The sequence below is a fragment of the Staphylococcus sp. FSL W8-0304 genome (assembly GCF_038006565.1).
GTDB lineage: Bacteria > Bacillota > Bacilli > Staphylococcales > Staphylococcaceae > Staphylococcus > Staphylococcus epidermidis.
In genome coordinates this window covers 1,096,333-1,115,816 of record NZ_JBBOVL010000001.1, presented here as the reverse complement: position 1 = coordinate 1,115,816, position 19,484 = coordinate 1,096,333, and the positions used below count along the sequence as shown (strand labels likewise).

Sequence of the window (19,484 nt, the reverse complement as noted above, 5' to 3'; positions counted from 1 at the left end):
GAGGTCATTTTTTGTCTATAATAAAATTTTTCGAATCTTAGTTATATCTTCTACTACATAATCTGCTCCATTTTCAACTAATTCAGCGTGAGCAGCTTTACCTTTTAAACCAGTTAAAGTACCAATGAACGTTGCCCCTATCTTCTTCGCACTTAATAAATCAGCTAAAGAGTCACCTACTATGTAGACCTCATCTTTATTCACGATATCTTCTTGATTTGTCGCATATCGTTCATATTGGTCGTTATAATTTCCATTTAAAGTAGCGATGTAACTAAATGGGTTAGGTTTTCCTAAAGGTTGATATTGAGGAAATTGCTTCTCTGCTAGCAACACCTCACTTGCCGTTACGATATGTTCATCTTTAAAATAAGATTTTAATCCCAATGATTGAAATGGAATTATTGTTTCAGTTCGTGGTCTTCCAGTTGCTATCGCAATTTGATATCCCGCTTCTATTAGATTTTGAAGTAATAATTGAATTTCATCTATAGGTTTAAGAATGACCTCATCATAAATGAAACCTTTCTTAAAATCTTGAATATCTTTTTTATATTCAACTTGATTAAATAAAGCTTTTCCTAAATACCATTCTTGATATATATCTTTTGCTAATGTCCATAAGGGACTTTTCAATTTAAATAAACTAGTGTTGTTAAGTTCTAATTGATTTTTAGCGTAAACTTCCAAATCTTCGTAAATAGCATCTTTACCATTTCTAAACGAAGCTATCACATCATAAGGTAAGCTATAATTTATCGTTTTATCAGTTAAATACTTTGCTATTTCCTTTAAAGTCTCTTTTGTAAACAATGATTCATCAAGTAATTGCTCTCGTAATGATGGTTTTAATTGTTTAGCTTTATCAATTAAATGAATACTAAATACAATAAATAGCATATCCCAATTTGAATTTAAACCTAGTGACTTTAGTTGATTTAGTATTCGGTCATGATTGAATACGTTTTTACGTATTTTGTTTATATCGTTTTCAGTTAAATTACCATTAAAATGAATATCTATACCACAATTTAAGAAATCTGGACTCGATAAAAGTTCAGCTACAGTAATTGCTGAAACATCAAAACATCGTTCCTCACTTAAAAATACGCCATCTACATCAAATAATATAGCCTTCATGCCTTACCCCTTTCATTTCAGAAAATTCTGATATAACTATATTACATGGTTCAATTAAAAAGGGCAAACTCATTACGAGCCAGCCCTTTCACATACTAATTCATTTGGCGATCCATTTCATTGGCAACTTGTTGTACGTGTGTTCCAATAATCACTTGGGTATAATGCTGTCCATTTTGAGTTATACCAATAGCTCCAGCATTTTTAATTTTCTGCTCATCTATAATTGAATTGTCTTTAAGCTCCAATCTAAGTCTTGTTGCACAATGATTTAAACTAATAATATTTTCTTTACCACCTAATCCATCTAAAATACGTTTAGCATTTTGATAATATTTACTTGTAGTGGTTTTGTTCTGTAATACTTCCATTTCAGAAGTATCATTTGATGTTGGATCGATAAGTTCATTATCTCCCCTTCCTATAGTATTTAAATTAAAGACTTGTATGACAACTCTAAAGATAACGTAATAGATAATAAAAAAGACTACACCCTGCAACAATAACATCCAAGGGTGATTAGATATCGGATTAACTAATGAAAGCACATAATCTATAAGACCTGCACTAAATGAAAAACCTGCTGTCCATTGAAACATTGCTGCTATAAATAATGATAATCCAGTTAAAACTGCGTGAATAACAAATAAAACTGGAGCTACAAACATGAATGCAAACTCTATAGGTTCTGTTACACCCACAAAGAATGCCGAAACTGAACTTGCTAAAAACCAAGCATAAACTTGTTTTTTTTGATTCGTCTTCGCAGTATGATACATCGCCAAAGCTGCTGCCGGTATACCAAACATCATAACTGGGAAAAATCCTGCTTGGTATCTGCCAGTAATTCCCTTAATAGCATTTTTACCACTTTGAAATTTACCTATGTCATTTATTCCAGCAGTATCAAACCAAAATACATTGTTGAGCGCATGATGCAACCCAGTAGGTATTAATAATCTATTAAAAAAACCATATAATAATGCACCGAATGGCCCCATACCAACAATCCACTTACCAAAAGTAACTATGCCATTAAAAACTGGAGGCCAAATCAATAATAAAATAACCGCTAAAATTGTACAAAAGAATGCTGTCATGATTGGAACAAGTCGTTTCCCACTGAAGAATGATAAGGCCATAGGTAAATTCGTTTCACTAAATTTGTTATAACTATATGCAGCAATCAAACCTATAATAATTCCTACAAACACATTTCCATTATTCATTTGACTAAATGCTAAATCAATCTTAGATTCTTTAATTTGTAACAAAGTTGCTAATTTTTCTGGAGATAGTACTACCGTAACTATAAAAAAACCTAACGCTGCTGCTAATGCTACTGCGCCATCGTTCTTCTTAGCCATACCGATAGCTACACCAATAGCAAATAATATACCTAATTGCTCTAATATAGTGATCCCAACACTTGTAAAAAAGAGAGCAGCTTGAGGCAGTATGTTTAAAGCATCTAAAGTATGACCTATACCTACAATTATTGCAGCTGCTGGCAGAACAGCTACAGGTAACATGAGAGATCTACCCAAATGTTACAAAAATTTATACATTTATATCATCCCTTATTTTTATTATCAAACGTTAAAACACTGCAATGCAAAATCGTTTTCTATACCATACATTAAAGTCAAATTATTTACTCTTGAAAAATAATTATCCACTTTAATGTAAACGCTTAATTATAATCTAAAAGAAAGAACGTCTATACAAATCATTTAATTGTACGACGTTCCTCAATAGTAATGATATCTATATTACTCTATTTCTTTAAACTACGTGAAATTTCATTAAGTTCTTTTTGTAATTGAGTTGTGCGTCTTTCAATTTCTTTGGTTAGGAAATCAACTTTCTCATTACGTTTCAAATCCTTTGGAATATCATCCATCTCAATTGGTTTACCGATTTTGATTAATGCTTGACCTGTAATCAAACCATGAATTTTTTTGGGACCCACATAAGCCGCTGGTAAGATAGGCGCCTTCCCTAGCATTGCTATAGTAGCTGCACCACGTTTTAATGGGGCTCCCTCTACTGAAGTACGATGACCAGTCGGGAAAATACCTATAGTTTTATGTTCTTTAAGTAAATTCACTGGTTTTTTTAATGTACTTGGACCAGGATTTTCTCTATCAACTGGAAATGCATTTAGTGATTTCAAAAATTTGCCAGCCCACTGATTCCTAAATAATTCTTTTTTAGCCATATAATGGATTTGATTAGGGAGTAATGCCATTCCTAACATGATTACTTCGTTATAACTTTCATGCGTACAAGTTACAACATATTTACTATCTTTAGGTATATTTTCCTTACCAATAACATATAATGATTTAGACATTTTCACTAAAATAACATCTAAAATCTTACTTATAAAATTGTACATAATGTCACCTGCTTATTTTCTTTATCATAATGATTTTATCACTATCAAATTCATAGAACAATACAACACATGTTTTCTTTAGTCATTTGATAACTATAGCACTGAAATAAATAACAATATGACTACAAAGTTATTTTTATCAAGCATTGATTCTTCCAAATCTTAAAGACAACAATGGCATTTATGATAATACTCCTAAAGTCGTATAGTTGATTGCTAGCAAATTTTATACAAACGATACATAATAGTAATACAGACTACAAATTATGGAGGTAACAAATGTCAGAACAAGAAAAGAATCAACACCACTATCGAAATTCTTCACAGAAGCGACACACTTTTCCATGGATTAAAACAATTATTGTTGCAATAATCGCTGGAATTATTGGAGCACTTCTCGTCTTAGGTATTGGTAAACTCCTTAATAAAACTGGTTTTAACAATGAAGGTGCTACTGTTCATCAAGTTTCAAATAGTCATGGTGGCAATCAGTTAGATGGTAAAAGTAACCAATACAAATCAGTACATGACATGATTAAAGACGTTTCTCCCGCAATTGTCGGCGTAATAAACATGCAAAAATCTACAAACCTTGATGATCTATTCAATGGTAAGGCATCTAAATCAAAAGAAGCGGGGATTGGTTCCGGCGTGATTTATCAAATAAGTGATGGTTCCGCATATATCGTTACAAATAATCACGTTGTTGATGGTGCTTCGGAAATTAAAGTTCAACTACATAATACAAAACAAGTAGATGCCAAATTAATAGGTAAAGATGCCCTAACAGATATTGCTGTTCTAAAAATAAAGGATACAAAAGGAATAAAATCAATTCAATTTGCTAATTCATCAAAAGTTCAAACTGGCGATAGTGTTTTTGCAATGGGTAATCCACTAGGATTAGAATTTGCAAATTCTGTTACATCAGGAATTATCTCAGCTAACGAACGTACAATTGATGCCAATACTTCTGCTGGTAATACTAAAGTTAATGTTTTACAAACAGACGCTGCAATAAATCCTGGTAATTCAGGTGGTGCATTAGTAGATATTAACGGAAATCTCGTTGGTATCAATTCTATGAAAATCGCTGCAGCACAAGTAGAAGGTATAGGTTTTGCTATACCTAGTAATGAAGTTAGAGTGACCATTGAACAACTCGTTAAGCATGGTAAAATCGAACGACCTTCAATCGGTATAGGTCTTATAAACTTAAGTGATATTCCTGAAAACTATCGTAAAGAACTACATACTCATAAAGACAAAGGTGTTTATGTAGCTAAAGTAGACAGTGATAATGCCATTAAAAAAGGTGATATTATTACTGGAATAGATGGTAAACAAATAAAAGATGATACAGATTTAAGAACTTATTTATACGAAAGCAAAAAACCAGGTGAAATGGTTACTCTAAAAGTTATCAGAGATGGTAAGACACAAGATATTAATGTGAAATTAAAAAAACAAGCATCTGCACCTGAATCATCTCAATCACAAAGTCAATTTGCTCAATAAAATATTTTCACTTTATACTTATTGATTTTAAGCTATTTTAGTTGACCGATTTTAAATAAAAACTCTGAGTATACTTCATTGTAAGAGATACTCAGAGTTTTACTTTTATAGTTATTCCTTTTTAAATAAATCTTTTAATTTTTACAATATACATAGAATATTTTTAAATAATCAAATAATTTTTTGTCATTTATGATTGGTAATTAACCATGAAATATTTTTTCTTTCCTCGTCGAATTATTGTAATTTCATCTTCAATGAGGTCTTTACTACTTAACTCATAATCTACTGATTGTTGACGTTCACCATTAATATATATTGCACCGTTGTTTACATCTTCACGAGCTTGACGTTTAGATGAAGCAATACCTGTTTCAATAAGTGCTTCAATTATATTTGTCGTTTTTGTAGATAACGTTACTTGAGGTACATCTTTAAACCCTTCTTTAAGTTCTTTAGCAGATAACGATTTTAAATCTCCACTAAACAGTGCTTTTGAAATGCGTATAGCGTCTTTTAAAGCTGCTTCTCCATGAATAAATTTCGTCACATTTTCAGCTAGTGCTTTCTGTGCTTCACGTAAGTGAGGCGCTTCATTTTTTGATTGTTCTAATCGATTAATTTCTTCTTTTTCTAAAAAAGTAAAATATTTTAAGAATTTAATTACATCTTCGTCAGATTGATTAATCCAAAATTGATAAAATTCATATGGACTTGTCTTTTCAGGATCTAACCACACAGCTCCAGACTCTGATTTACCAAATTTCTTCCCATCCGATTTAGTTACTAATGGGATTGTTAGTCCATATGCTTCAGTTTGTCCATACATTCGTCGCATTAATTCAATACCACTTGTAATATTACCCCATTGATCGGAACCGCCTACTTGAATTTTACAATTTAACTCACGATTTAAATAACCAAAATCAATAGCTTGTAAAATCGTATAAGTAAATTCTGTATAAGAGATACCATGTTCTAAACGAGTTTGAATAGAATCTTTTCCTAGCATATAGTTAACGCCTACATGTTTACCATAATCTCTAAGAAAACTAATCAACGAAATTTGACCAAGCCAATCTTTATTATTGACTAATTGTGCCCCTTTATCACTGTCAAATTCAAATAATCGATGCATTTGATTAGACAGGCCTTTGACGTTAGCTTCAACTTGTGATTCTGTTTGTAACACACGCTCTTCAGACTTTCCAGAAGGATCACCTATCATACCAGTACCTCCACCAATTAAGACGATAGGACGATGCCCATGTTCTTGGAATCGTCTTAATGTTAAAAAAGGTAACAAGTGACCAATATGTAAACTATCAGCTGTAGGGTCTGCACCGCAATATAATGTGACCTGTTCCTTATTTAATAATTCTTCGATACCTTCTTCATCTGTCTGTTGATAAATTAACCCTCTCCATTTTAAATCTTCTATTAAAGCATTAGTCATTGATAAAATCCTCCTAATTTTTTAAATTAAAAAAGTTAAAGATATTTAATAAATATAGTGATTTATCCAAACCTATTAAAAAGCGCCCCTACAAAAATGTAAGGGCGCTTATGCACGGTACCACCATACTTAGATAGAGTTCGTTACTCATAAATATCTCTATTAATGATACGTTCATTAATAAAACGTTGAATAATAAAAATAGCAAGGTGTATTCACCAATAAGAAACTACTAGTTCACAGCCACCACTAGTTCTCTTTAAGCTTTCTCAAAAGTTACTTGTCCTTTATATTCAAAACATATTGAATTGAATATTATTATAGTTAACATTATTTTAAAAGTCAAATTTCAAGATGTGGTATACTATATCTAACTTTAGGAGGTATCTAATGCATTTCAACAAGTATCAAATACTAACTACAGATAAATATACTAAATTTGAACATTTATATAAAAAAGTCAAACATATATGTGTCATGATTTTTTTGGTGTTTTTTTTGATTGGTTTTATCATACTGTTGTCATTAGTATTTTACTTCCAACAATTAACTAAAGATGCTTCGTCAATAAGTGATAAAGATTTGAAAGCAAAAATCCTTCATATACCTGGCGATGAGCTAATAAATCATAATAATCAAATTTTGGAAGAATATGATCATTCACAAAATACACTTATAGTTGGACCGAACCATGTAAATTCAAATATTATACATGCACTTACAGCCTCTGAAGATACATTATTTTATAAACATAACGGTATCATGCCTAAAGCACTTTTAAGAGCGATGCTTCAAGATATCACAAATTCAAACCAATCTTCTGGTGGTAGTACGATCACGCAACAATTAGTAAAAAATCAAGTGCTCTCAAACAAAAAAACTTATAGTCGTAAAGCAAATGAAATTATCTTGGCTACACGGGTCGAAACTTTATTATCAAAAGATGAAATCATATATACGTATTTAAATATCGTTCCTTTTGGTCATGACTACAACGGTGCCAATATAACTGGTATATCTTCCGCTTCATATAGTCTGTTTGGTATACCTGCAAAAGATTTGAATGTTGCACAATCAGCGTATCTCATTGGCTTACTGCAAAGTCCATATGGCTATACGCCTTATGACGAACATGGCAAAATAAAGCCTCACCATCTTTTAAAATTGAGCATGAAACGTCAACAATACGTACTTAAACGTATGCGTGTTGAAGGAAAAATTTCTAAACAACAATACAAAAATGCTGAAAAATACAATATTAAACAGCACTTGCTGAAACAATCGAAAGACGAATAAAAATCAAATATATTTATCAAAATTTTTGTAATAAAAAGAGAGCGAGCAATATTTATTAACAACACTGACTCACTCTCTTTTTTATTTTCTTAGAAAAGACCTATTGCTTTACCATCATCAGTAACATCCATATTTAGTGCAGCTGGTTTCTTCGGTAAACCAGGCATAGTCATTATAGCACCTGTTAATGCAACGATGAATCCAGCGCCTGTTTTAGCTTCAAGTTCTCTAATTGTTATTTCAAAATCATTTGGGGCACCTAACAATGTCTGATCATCACTAAATGAATATTGAGTTTTAGCCATACAAATCGGATATTCATCCCAGCCATTCTCTTTAAATTGCTTTAATTGCTTTTGTGCTTTACTACTGAAATTTACTTTTGAACCTCCATAAATTTCTTTAACAATCGTTTCAATTTTAGCTTCGAGTGGTTGTTTTAAATCATATAAAGGCTTAAAGTTTTGAGTTTCCTGCATTACATCGAACACTTGATTAGCAAGTTCAATTCCGCCTTCTCCACCTTTTTCCCATACTTCTGTTAAAGCAATACGTACTTGATTATCTTTAGCCCATTGTTTCACACAAGCTGTTTCAGAAGCTGTATCATGAATAAATGCATTTAAAGCTACTATGGGTTCGACACCGTATTTTTTAATATTATTCACATGTCTTTCAAGATTAACGAGTCCCGCTTCAACTGCCTCTATATTCTCATGTTGAAGTTGGTCTTTTGCAACACCACCATGCATTTTTAAAGCACGAATCGTTGCTACAACAACAACTGCTGAAGGATCAAAACCTGCTTCGCGAGCTTTAATGTTCATAAACTTTTCGGCACCTAAATCAGAACCAAATCCTGCTTCTGTCACAACAATATCTGATAAGTTTCTAGCAGTTTCAGTTGCTAATATAGAGTTACAACCATGAGCAATATTGGCAAAAGGGCCTCCGTGAACAAGAGCTGGAGTTCCCTCAATTGTTTGAACCAAATTTGGTTTAATCGCATCTTTAAGTATTAAAGTTAATGCACCTTCTACTTTCAAATCAGAAACTGTTATCGGTTTATGATGACGTGTATAACCAATGGTAATTCGACTTATTTTTTCTTTTAAGTCTTTGATATTTCGGCTTAGACATAAAATAGCCATTATCTCTGACGCAACTGTTATATTAAAACCATCTTCTCTAGGTACTCCGTGAGTTGGACCACCTAATCCTACGTTAACATGACGTAACGCACGATCATTCATATCTAAAACACGTTTCCATTCAATTCTTCGTTGATCAATTCCTAATTCATTTCCTTGATGTAGGTGGTTGTCGATAAATGCAGAAAGTGCATTGTTTGCAGTAGTAATTGCATGAAAATCACCATTAAAATGTAAATTAATATCTTCCATAGGAAGTACTTGAGCATAACCACCACCAGTTGCGCCTCCTTTAATACCAAAAGTTGGTCCTAAGGCAGGTTCTCGTAAGGCAACGGTAACATTATGATTCAACTTGTTAAATGCATCAGCTAAACCTACAGTTACTGTGGATTTTCCTTCACCAGCAGGTGTTGGGCTCATAGCAGTTACTAATACGACTTTCCCTTTTTTCTCCTGTTCTTGTATCTGATTAATATCTATTTTAGCTTTATAGTGGCCGTATGGTTCTAAAGCATCCTCAGTAATTCCTACTTTTCTTGCAATTTCACTTATTGGTTTAAGTTTTGATAAGTTTGCTATTTCTAAATCTGATAAATGTGCCAAAATATTCAGCCCCTTGATTATATATAATTAACGAGTTATATGAATCATGATAACCGACTTACATTTAAATGTCGAATATTTTAATATATTTAATACTAAAAGTTCGTTATTTAAGAAATACTCATGCTATTCGTATTCTGGATACATAAGAAATTTTTGCAAAAGTTACAGGAATCACAAAACTTGTAATTCGTTGATAATATGATAGTCATATTCATCCATAAAATTACTAAATATTTAATTGTACTAACAAGAACAATTACAAAGTTATTCCTTAGTAATATCTGTTAAAGTGAATTTATATAGAAAAATTGAATGATTTAGATACAATAAAAGAATATGAAAAACACTCTATAATGAAAATATTTTTTTCACTATAGAGCATTAATCTAGATATCTAATATGTCACTCATTATTTTTACTGAGTTGTCCCACGATATTCTATTCTATGAGGCAATATGACATTAGGATTTTCAATTTCTTCATCATTCATGTATTTAGTCAGTAATCTCATTCCAACAGCACCAATATCATACAATGGTTGAATAACACTAGATAACTGTGGTCTCACCATTTCAACTAAACGTGTATTGTTAAAGCTAATAATCTGTAAATCTTCAGGTACTTTCACACCAGCGTCTTGTGCACTATGTAATATACCAATTGCTTGCTCATCACTGATACAAAGAACAGCATCTGGTAAATTCGATTGTAATTGTTCAAATGTTTTTATACCTGATTTGTAACTTTCATTGCCAGATAAATGTAATGTATCGTCTAATTTTAGTTGATGCTGACTTAAAACATTTTTAAGACCCTCTAAGACATCATCTTGTGCCTTTATAGAATATTCTCCACCTATTAAAGAAAAAGTTTTAGCACCCTTCTCTATAAGATATTGTGTTGCTTCTTCGGCTGCTTGTTTAAAATCAATATTTACAGATGCAATATGATCATCCTTACCATCCGTTCCAGAAACTACGACTGGTACAGATGATTGATTAATAAGACTTTTAATTTCTTCAGAAATAGTTCCACCTAAGAAAATAATACCGTCGACTTGTTTACTTAATAAATTATTAAAAATTTCTTTTTCTTTTTCTGGATCATTATCTGAGTTTGAGATAATTGAGTGATATTTGTACATTGTTGCAATATCTTCTAAACCTCTTGCAAGTTGAGAGTAATAAACATTTGAAATATCTGGAATAATAACTCCGACCGTCGTTGTACGTTTACTTGCAAGACCTCTTGCAACTGCGTTAGGTCGATAGTTTAACCTTTTAATGACTTCATTTACTTTATTACGTGTTTCTGGTTTAACATTCTGGTTTCCATTTACTACACGTGAAACAGTTGCCATTGATACCCTGGCCTCTCGGGCTACATCATAAATTGTAACTGTCATAATTTCCTCCTTGTAAACGTTTTATTTGTTATTATAACGTGTTTTCATATCATTTTCAAAGTTTATCATATTTGTATAGTTTGTGAAATCATTTTATGTTTTTGTCACAATTCTGTTAAAAACTTCGTTACATTTAATATTTTTTATGTGATTTTTTATTAATGAGTTGGTATAAATAAAATTTCCCATAGCTCAAAATATATAGACCTATGGGAAATTATTACTTATTTAATTGTATAACGATACATTGATCTACTATTTCAGTTTCTTCGAATTGTACATATCAGCAAGTGGTTTTAATTCATGATAAAATTGATTGAATTCATTAAGATCCATTTGTTGACCAGCATCACTTAAAGCAACAGAAGGATCTGGATGAACTTCGGCCATAACTCCATCAGCACCAACGGCTAAAGCCGCTTTCGCTGTCGGTAACATAATATCTTTTCTACCTGTACTATGCGTTACATCAACCATAACAGGTAAATGTGTTCCTTGCTTTAAAATAGGTACAGCTGAGATATCTAATGTATTTCTAGTTGCTTTTTCGTATGTACGAATACCTCTCTCACATAAAATAATATTTCGGTTACCTTGTGAAGCAATATATTCAGCTGCATAGATAAATTCTTCTATCGTTGCTGATAAACCACGTTTCAATAAAATAGGTTTGTCTGTACGACCAGCTTCTTTAAGCAACTCAAAATTTTGCATGTTTCTAGCACCAATTTGGAAAACATCCAAATAATCTGAAGCGATTTCGAAATCATTTGGATTAACTATTTCACTTACTACATTTAAGTTATATTTATCTTTAACATTTTTCAAAATTTTAAGACCTTCTACTCCAAGACCTTGGAAATCATAAGGAGAAGTTCTAGGCTTAAACGCTCCACCACGAATAAATTTCTCACCTTTAGCCTGCAAATCTTGTGCTACAGCATCAACTTGTTCTTGTGATTCTACAGAACAAGGACCAAATACAAATGATTTATTACCATCACCAATGATTCCGCCATTTTCAAATTTAACAATCGTATCTTCAGGTTTCAATTTACGTGATACATAAAGATGTTTTTCATTTTCTGATTTTTGTAAATCTGTAGAGGCTTTAAAAATTTCTTTAAATAATTGCTTAATCACATTGTCGTTAAATGGACCTTTATTTTTATCTAATAGCTGATTAATCATTTCCTTTTCACGCTGAGGATCATATACTCGTGTACCTTGCTTAATTTTTTCTTCACCAATTTTCTGTGCTAATTCTCCTCGCTTCGATAGTAATTCTAATATTTGATCATTTAAGGAAACAATTTCTTCTCTATACTGTTCTAGTTTATTCGTCATTTCTACTCACCTCTAAGATATAGTTCCGCATAAAGTATGTTACTTTAAAGCGATAAAATTAAAAATATTCAAATCTAATTTTAACAATTTCACATTTATAGTTCAAGCGTTAATTTACAGAAAATACTAAATCTTCTGTAAATTTATGTAAATAATAATTTATTAAATAATGACATTCCAATATTATTTAAATGTTAAAAGAGATAGGAACGAACTGAATATAAATTCGTCGTCCTACCTCTAGATGTCTGATATTATTTAAATATCTAAAATTAAAGTGAAATAATATCTTAAATTAATGACTTACATTTAAAATTTAACATAATAATTACAATAGTTTATAAATCGTGTTAAGTAGATAAAGAATATAACTTTTACAATGTTCAATACACTTCATTGTACTCTTTATCATTGTTAATATTTAACACTCGAGATTAATCATTAAATGTTCGTTTTTCAATTTTGCTACTAGTTTTTTCTACTTTTTGTTGTTTATTGCGTTTGTTTTGATTAGGTGTATGTTGCTGTTTGCCTTCGGAATCCTCTTTAGTTGCTGTGATGTTTTTAGTCTGATTCGCATTTTTTTGGATGTGTGGATTATTTGAATGTTGTTTAGATTCAGTAATAAGTGTAGGGATACGCTTCAATTTTGTTTGAGCTTTAGCAATTGATGGTTCTTTTAACAATGATTCTGTAAGTTGTGTTTCTTTAGAACCATTTGTGAGCTTAGATTTTTTCTCTTTTGCTGCCTGTGCTAAGCGATAAGCATCTGAATTAGTACCTGATGCTTGAGATTGATTTAAATTAGTTACAAGATTTGGAACATCAGAGTTATTTGAATGTTTTATAGATTCTTCTTGCATTAGGTTTTTCGTGTTACTAGCAACTTTATTATTGTTATTTATTTTATCTCTTTTTGCTTTTGCCGCTGCAGCTAATTTTTCTGTTTCAGTTTCTGACTTACTTTTAGTATCTTCTACACTTGCAGATGGGTTTGCTAAATTATGGCTACATACTTCTTCTTTAACTGCCGTTTGAGCAATTGCAATTTCTTCAGCAGAAGGTTCTTTCTCACTATCTATGTGTGTCATAGATGTTTTATTGTTTGAATCAACTTCACTTTTAGCTTCTTGAATTGCCTGAGCTTCTGGTGATTCATCCGCTAAATGCGTTTCGCGTTGTATCGCATTTTGTTGAGCTGCTAATTCTGTTGCTGATGGTCTCACACCATCCGCTTTTTTTGTTTCTTTTTTTGCTTCTTGAATTGCTTGAGCTTCCGGTGATTCATCCGCTAAATGCGTTTCGCGTTGTATCGCAGCTTTTTGAGCTTGTAATTCATCTGCATGTATATTATCTTTGGAATCATTTTTTAATTGCTCAACTTTAGATTTAACAGAAAACATTGTATCTTCCGCTCGTTGTTTATAGTCTTCAACTTTACTGCGTAAATCTTGTTCTTTTTCTTTCAATTCATCCGTTTTTTTATATATTTTATTTTTATAGTACAATCCAACAGCAGAACCTACTATCGCACTTGCTATGAAACTAACTACGAAATCCTTGCGTTTCAATGAGTTAGATTGTGAACGAGATGAGCGATGATACAATTCTTCGCTTGTATGGCTTTTCTCGAAATTATCACGATTATAATGTTTCATAAACTTTCCTCCTAAAACAAAAGCACTTAAATAAGTAAAAGCCTCATTTAAGTGCATTTGTCATTAAATAGTATTAATTATTTATTAACACGAGAATTGTAGCTATGATTTGCATCATCTGCTACAGTGTTTGTTTTGTAGTTTGCACTTCCTCTACGATTGTATCTGTTTTGCCATTTGTCAGCAATCTCCATTGCAACATTTGACCACTGTACAACTTGAGAAATTTTATCTTCATTTTGAGAAATATTGTGCGTAATTGAGTTTGTAACTCTATCTACAGATCCATTTAAGTTTTGTACTGAGTCTCCAATGCCCTTAACAGCATCAACTACAGAATTTAAACGATCAACTTTACCTTGAATATCTTCAGTTAAGCGATTCACTTTATGAAGTAAATCAGTCGTTTCACGAGTAATACCTTGAACTTGGCCTTCAACACCATCCAGTGTTTTAGCCACATAGTCTAAATTCTTTTTAACAGAAATAAGTACCACGACGATACCGATACATAGAATTAAAAACGCTATCGCAGCGATGATTCCTGCAATTGGTAAAATCCAATCCATTAAAAACGCCTCCTAATTACCATAAAATAAAAGTCATTAATATTTAATACCCATGATGCTTTTATATAAACATATTAAAAATCATTTTTTACGCCTAATTTTTCAAAATAAGCTTTTAGTAACTTTTGAATGTCACCTGCGCCCATAAATAAAATTACAGCGTTATCAAATTTTTCTAATACGTCAATACTATTTTCATCTATAAGCGTCGAGCCGTCAATACGATTGATTAAATCTTTTATAGTTAAATCTCCCGTATTTTCTCTTATTGAACCGAATATTTCACATAAAAATACTTGGTCTGCCTTACTTAAACTCTCAGCAAATTCGTTTAAAAATGCTTGAGTTCTTGAAAACGTATGTGGTTGAAAAACGGCAACAACATCTTTTTGTGGATATTTTTTTCGCGCTGTCTCAATTGTAGCACTAATTTCTCTTGGATGGTGTGCATAATCGTCTACTAATACTTGATTTGATACTTTTGTTTCATTAAAACGACGTTTTACACCACCAAATGTTATCAGGGCTTCTTTAATATTCTCTACATTCATGTCTTCTAAATAACTAATTGCTATTACAGCAAGTGCGTTTAGAATGTTGTGATTTCCAAATTGTGGGGATAAGAATTGATCATAAAATTCACCTTGAATATATACATCAAATTGCGTACCCTTTTCAGTAATTTGAATATTTTTAGCATAGATGTCATCTGTTTCTTTAAAGCCATAATAATAAACCGGAATATCCACATCTAATTTACGTAAATATTCATCATCACCCCAAGCAATAATTCCTTTTTTAACATTTAACGCCATATGTTGGAATGCATCATAAACATCATCGATATTTTTAAAATAATCTGGATGGTCAAAATCAATATTAGTCATAATTGCATAATCAGGATGATAACTTAAGAAGTGCCTACGGTATTCACAAGCCTCAAAAGCAAAATAGTCACTTCCTGGTAGTCCCATACCTGTACCATCACCGATTAGGAATGAGGTCTTTTTATCTCCATTCATCACATGTGATAGCAAACCAGTTGTAGACGTTTTACCGTGTGCGCCTGTAACAGCAACAGATGTATATTGATTTATAACATGACCAAGAAAGTCATGATACTTAATGACATCAAGCTTTAATTCATGTGCTTTAACAATTTCTTCATGATTATCAGGAAATGCATTACCTTGGATGACAACCATTTCTTTTGTAATATTATTTGCGTCAAAGGGTAAGATTTTTATCCCTTTATTTCTTAAGGCAACTTCTGTAAAAACGTAAGATTCTATGTCTGAACCTTGTACTTCATGACCAAGGTCATGCATGATTTGTGCTAATGAACTCATGCCTGAGCCTTTAATTCCGACAAAATGATAGTGTGTCATTTCAATACTCCTTACTCATTTTATTCTTTATTTAAATCCGCTTCTGTAATATAAACATCCCTTGGTTTAGAACCATTAGCACCTGAAATATATCCTAATTGTTCTAGCTGATCGATAATTCTTGCCGCTCTGTTATAACCAATTTGGAAATGTCTTTGGATAAGAGAAGTAGAAATATGTCCCTCTTCAACCATAAACTCACATACATCATCAAATAAATCGTCTTGTGCTTGAGTTTGTGTTTTCTTTAATAGTTCTTTTTCTTCAAATAAATATTCAGGATCACGCTGTTGCTTAATAAAGTCAACAACTTCATCTATTTCGTCATCTGAAACAAATGTACCTTGAACACGTATAGGTTTATTCATACCGCTACCTAGATAAAGCATATCACCATAACCTAATAATCTTTCAGCGCCACCACTGTCTAAAATCGTTCTAGAATCAACACTCGATGAAACCATAAATGCTATTCTAGTAGGTATATTAGCTTTAATAAGACCAGTAATTACATTCACTGATGGTCGTTGTGTAGCAACTAACATATGGATACCACAAGCTCGAGCTTTTTGAGCTATACGTGCAATTGATTGTTCTACATCTTGTGGTGCCATCATCATGAGATCAGCTAACTCATCAATAACTATAACAATTTTAGGCATTCTTTGCTCATAAGTTGCTTTTTTATTGAAAGCAGTAATATTTCTGACATGATATTGAGCAAACAATTTATAACGTTTTTCCATTTCTTCAACAGCCCATTTTAAACTTTGTGTAGCTGCTTTTACATCTGTTATTACGGGTGATACAAGATGTGGTAAATCGTTATACGGTGCAAGTTCTACCATTTTCGGATCAATGAGTAATAAACGCAATTCTTCTGGATGATTTTTATAAAGTAAAGACATTAAGATACTATTGATACATACTGATTTGCCTGACCCTGTAGCACCAGCGATAAGTGCATGAGGCGTTTTAGCGATATCCATCAATAAAGGTTCATTATTAATTCGATATCCCATTGCAACCGTAAGTTTGGACTCTGTATTTTTAAATTTAGGAGATTCAATAATTGACCTTAAATTCACTTTCGTAGGATTTTGATTTGGCACTTCAATACCTACTAAACTTGTACCTGGAATTGGTGCTTCAATTCTAATATCTTTAGCAGCTAAAGCCATTTTTATATCATCTTGTAATGCAGTGATTCTTGATACTTTAACACCTTTTTCAACAGATAATTCGAATCGAGTAACACTCGGTCCTTCTGTTACATTTTTCACTTCCGCAGGCACGTTGAAATAATATAATGCGTCATTTAATTCTTGCTTTTTATTATCTATCCAATCTTGATCTTTTTCATGTGGTTCTGGTTCTTCCAATAATTGATAGCTCGGCAATTTAATATTCGGGCCTTTACGAATACGTTGAAAATTTTGATTTGATGTACTTGAATTTGAAGTTTGTGTATCAATATTTTCACTTTCATTTGTTGAATATTGCGACCGTTTTGAATGACTTATATTACTTTGATTGCCAGTTTCATTTGAATTGTTAGTTTTAGCATGGTTTGGGTTCTCAAAATGAAAATCATCTTGTAGCTTTTGTATTTGCTCATCGTGTTGTTTGGATGATGTTTCATGTACGCGATTATCACTTGCTGAATTAATATCATGCTCAATGCCATTAGCTTCATTACTATTAGAATCCGTTTTTCTATTAGTATTGATTTGTTTAAATTCTTCAGATTTATTAGATTCCCTGTCTTTTCTATGATTTGCATTCGCCTGTTTTTCAGGTTTAAGCTCTGGAACACTTACTTTTTTGCGGTTTTGATCCATCATTCTCTTTTTATCTGATGGTGTCATTAAAACATTAAATGGTCTACTACCACCAAAACGTTGTTTTCTTGTTTGACCTGTATCAGAATTTGAAGATTTTGATGAATTTACATTTTTAAATTTTACATTCTTATCTTGTTCTAAATAATTGTTTGTATTAGATTCAGTCTTCTCGTCACTAGCTTTTGCACTTGTTGTTTCATCTAAGTGTATAATTTCTGTATCATTTTTATCCTCATTTGGTTTAGCTCTTTCAGTGTCATTATCTACACTTGAACTGATTGCATTATCATACATATTTGAATTAATTGATTCTGAACTAATTATATTCTCTTGGGACTTACTTTGGTTTTGTTGTCGGTTATCATCTAATTCGTGATATTCGGCATCTTCTACTTCCGAATCATCATTAGAATGATAATGATTAGATGATACTAAATCTTCATCAATTTTTGATTCAGTTTCTTCTTCATTAACTTTATATACATCTGATGTCACATCTAAGTCAATTTCTTCGTAGTTAAATGAAGGTGCATTATTTTTCGCTTCTTTATTGTCTATGTCGCTGCTGTTTGTTTGTTTCTCAAAGCTATTAGGTGACGAATCTTGATTGCTTTCATTTTCTAAATCCAATGAACTTTCGCCTGTATAATGTTGGGCTTGCTTCGCATACATTTCATCAATAGCTTTTTGAATTGAATCTTCTTCTGACTGTTGATTTTGTTGACGTTTTTGTTGTAAGGCTTTCTTAAAACGTCGTTTCTGAAGAACTTTACGTTCTCTTTCTCTTCTGATTTCTTCTACAATTTGTGAAGCATAGATGTTTTCAATATTAATCGTATTATCTACTTTAGAATAATTTGGTGTTTTACGCTTAGTAGTTTGATAATTTGACTTTTCAACATTATGAATATTTTCTGATGATGACTCAGTTTGAGCAGTTGTTTGTTGTTTTTTCTGTTTATTTTTTTCAACATTATCATCGTTAGTATTAGAAACATTTATTGACGCATCTATTGATTTCGTTGAATGTGAGACTTCATCCTTTTGAACAATCTCTTTATCATTTAATTCCTTATGTTCTGGTGGTATGACACCATTTTCAATCGGTCTTCGTTTTTTTGTACCAAAAATCGCTGAGGGTACCTCACTTGATTTAAAACTATGATTTAAATATGTAAATTCAGGAGATGTCGACGTATTCTTAGTGTTTGCTTTGTTTTTAATATTTTCAGATTGTATTGATTTGCGTTGTTGTGAAGATTTCTGATTGTCGTTTTGATTAAAAACACTGTTATTATTTGTATAATTATTATCTGCAAATTGCTTTTGCTGTGTAATCTTAGATTGATTGTGTTTTGAATACGCTTGGCGACGGCGTCGATGTCTTTTACCAGAAGAATCAAAATCAAGGTTATCATGCTGGTTATATGAACTCATCGTATCATTTGTTTCTTTTTGGCTATGTTCATTATAACTTTCATTTTTTTGCGTATATTCATTTTCAGAAACTTGTATAGGGAATCTAAATTTACCTCTTGGTCGACTATAAATATCATTATTTTGAGGCAGTAATGAGTCTTGATTATTTTGTTTTGATTGCTGAGACTGACGTCTATTTTTATTTTTGCGTAACAAATCGTCATTCGAACCGTTGTCATCGCCAAATAATTTATCAAACCAGCTCATAATTACACTACCTTTC

Annotated in this window: 13 protein-coding genes; 2 read left to right on the top strand and 11 right to left on the bottom strand. The window is 31.7% G+C overall.

All coding sequences use genetic code 11. The features are described 5' to 3' along the window. Positions 1-15 precede the first annotated feature (15 nt). From NST35_RS05300 to NST35_RS05290, 3 genes are all read right to left on the bottom strand, one after another. A complete protein-coding gene (locus NST35_RS05300; RefSeq protein ID WP_002457831.1) occupies positions 16-1,140 on the bottom strand; it encodes an HAD family hydrolase in 1,125 nt (374 codons plus the stop codon). Between the two features lie 95 nt (positions 1,141-1,235). Next, positions 1,236-2,687: an N-acetylglucosamine-specific PTS transporter subunit IIBC gene (gene nagE, locus NST35_RS05295; protein ID WP_272941641.1), complete on the bottom strand. Its 1,452-nt coding sequence runs from the start codon at positions 2,685-2,687 to the stop codon at positions 1,236-1,238. A 230-nt stretch (positions 2,688-2,917) separates the two neighbouring features. Further along, positions 2,918-3,541 (bottom strand): lysophospholipid acyltransferase family protein, encoded by a 624-nt coding sequence (locus tag NST35_RS05290; protein ID WP_002446687.1) that lies wholly within the window; start codon positions 3,539-3,541, stop codon positions 2,918-2,920. A gap of 279 nt (positions 3,542-3,820) precedes the next feature. On the opposite strand from NST35_RS05290, the gene NST35_RS05285 reads away from it, so the two are divergent. Next, positions 3,821-5,059 (top strand): S1C family serine protease, encoded by a 1,239-nt coding sequence (locus NST35_RS05285; RefSeq protein ID WP_002457833.1) that lies wholly within the window; start codon positions 3,821-3,823, stop codon positions 5,057-5,059. Between the two features lie 190 nt (positions 5,060-5,249). Here NST35_RS05285 and tyrS read toward each other — a convergent pair whose 3' ends face one another. After that, positions 5,250-6,515, bottom strand: a complete 1,266-nt coding sequence (gene tyrS / locus NST35_RS05280; RefSeq protein WP_002446689.1) for a tyrosine--tRNA ligase — start codon at positions 6,513-6,515, stop codon at positions 5,250-5,252. 390 nt (positions 6,516-6,905) lie between these two features. Here tyrS and NST35_RS05275 point away from each other — a divergent pair, with 390 nt between their 5' ends. After that, positions 6,906-7,811, top strand: coding sequence for a transglycosylase domain-containing protein (locus NST35_RS05275; RefSeq protein ID WP_002446690.1), 906 nt, complete (start codon positions 6,906-6,908; stop codon positions 7,809-7,811). Between the two features lie 89 nt (positions 7,812-7,900). Here NST35_RS05275 and NST35_RS05270 read toward each other — a convergent pair whose 3' ends face one another. From NST35_RS05270 to NST35_RS05240, 7 genes are all read right to left on the bottom strand, one after another. Next, the gene (locus NST35_RS05270) at positions 7,901-9,568 is read right to left on the bottom strand and encodes a formate--tetrahydrofolate ligase (protein WP_002457834.1); all 1,668 of its coding nucleotides are present in this window, start codon (positions 9,566-9,568) and stop codon (positions 7,901-7,903) included. A 418-nt stretch (positions 9,569-9,986) separates the two neighbouring features. Next, positions 9,987-10,976, bottom strand: coding sequence for a catabolite control protein A (gene ccpA, locus NST35_RS05265; protein WP_002446692.1), 990 nt, complete (start codon positions 10,974-10,976; stop codon positions 9,987-9,989). 255 nt (positions 10,977-11,231) lie between these two features. After that, on the bottom strand, positions 11,232-12,323 hold the full coding sequence (locus tag NST35_RS05260) for a bifunctional 3-deoxy-7-phosphoheptulonate synthase/chorismate mutase (protein WP_002457835.1): 1,092 nt from the start codon (positions 12,321-12,323) through the stop codon (positions 11,232-11,234). Positions 12,324-12,757: 434 nt separating this feature from the next. Continuing rightward, positions 12,758-13,981 (bottom strand): hypothetical protein, encoded by a 1,224-nt coding sequence (locus NST35_RS05255; RefSeq protein ID WP_002457836.1) that lies wholly within the window; start codon positions 13,979-13,981, stop codon positions 12,758-12,760. 77 nt (positions 13,982-14,058) lie between these two features. Then, the gene (locus NST35_RS05250) at positions 14,059-14,550 is read right to left on the bottom strand and encodes a DUF948 domain-containing protein (RefSeq protein ID WP_001830868.1); all 492 of its coding nucleotides are present in this window, start codon (positions 14,548-14,550) and stop codon (positions 14,059-14,061) included. 74 nt (positions 14,551-14,624) lie between these two features. After that, positions 14,625-15,938 carry a UDP-N-acetylmuramate--L-alanine ligase gene (murC, locus tag NST35_RS05245; protein WP_002457837.1) on the bottom strand — a complete coding sequence of 438 codons (1,314 nt, stop codon included), beginning with the start codon at positions 15,936-15,938 and terminating at the stop codon, positions 14,625-14,627. 20 nt (positions 15,939-15,958) lie between these two features. Next, on the bottom strand, positions 15,959-19,468 hold the full coding sequence (locus tag NST35_RS05240; RefSeq protein WP_002457838.1) for a DNA translocase FtsK: 3,510 nt from the start codon (positions 19,466-19,468) through the stop codon (positions 15,959-15,961). Positions 19,469-19,484: the final 16 nt, after the last annotated feature.

Bases quoted from the DNA above. Each gene is read 5' to 3' on its own strand.
- NST35_RS05300 (WP_002457831.1), bottom strand. From the start codon at position 1,140: ATGAAGGCTATATTATTTGATGTAGATGGCGTATTTTTAAGTGAGGAA.
- NST35_RS05290 (WP_002446687.1), bottom strand. From the start codon at position 3,541: ATGTACAATTTTATAAGTAAGATTTTAGATGTTATTTTAGTGAAAATG.
- NST35_RS05285 (WP_002457833.1), top strand. From the start codon at position 3,821: ATGTCAGAACAAGAAAAGAATCAACACCACTATCGAAATTCTTCACAG.
- tyrS (WP_002446689.1), bottom strand. From the start codon at position 6,515: ATGACTAATGCTTTAATAGAAGATTTAAAATGGAGAGGGTTAATTTAT.
- NST35_RS05275 (WP_002446690.1), top strand. From the start codon at position 6,906: ATGCATTTCAACAAGTATCAAATACTAACTACAGATAAATATACTAAA.
- ccpA (WP_002446692.1), bottom strand. From the start codon at position 10,976: ATGACAGTTACAATTTATGATGTAGCCCGAGAGGCCAGGGTATCAATG.
- NST35_RS05260 (WP_002457835.1), bottom strand. From the start codon at position 12,323: ATGACGAATAAACTAGAACAGTATAGAGAAGAAATTGTTTCCTTAAAT.
- NST35_RS05255 (WP_002457836.1), bottom strand. From the start codon at position 13,981: ATGAAACATTATAATCGTGATAATTTCGAGAAAAGCCATACAAGCGAA.
- NST35_RS05250 (WP_001830868.1), bottom strand. From the start codon at position 14,550: ATGGATTGGATTTTACCAATTGCAGGAATCATCGCTGCGATAGCGTTT.
- murC (WP_002457837.1), bottom strand. From the start codon at position 15,938: ATGACACACTATCATTTTGTCGGAATTAAAGGCTCAGGCATGAGTTCA.
- NST35_RS05240 (WP_002457838.1), bottom strand. From the start codon at position 19,468: ATGAGCTGGTTTGATAAATTATTTGGCGATGACAACGGTTCGAATGAC.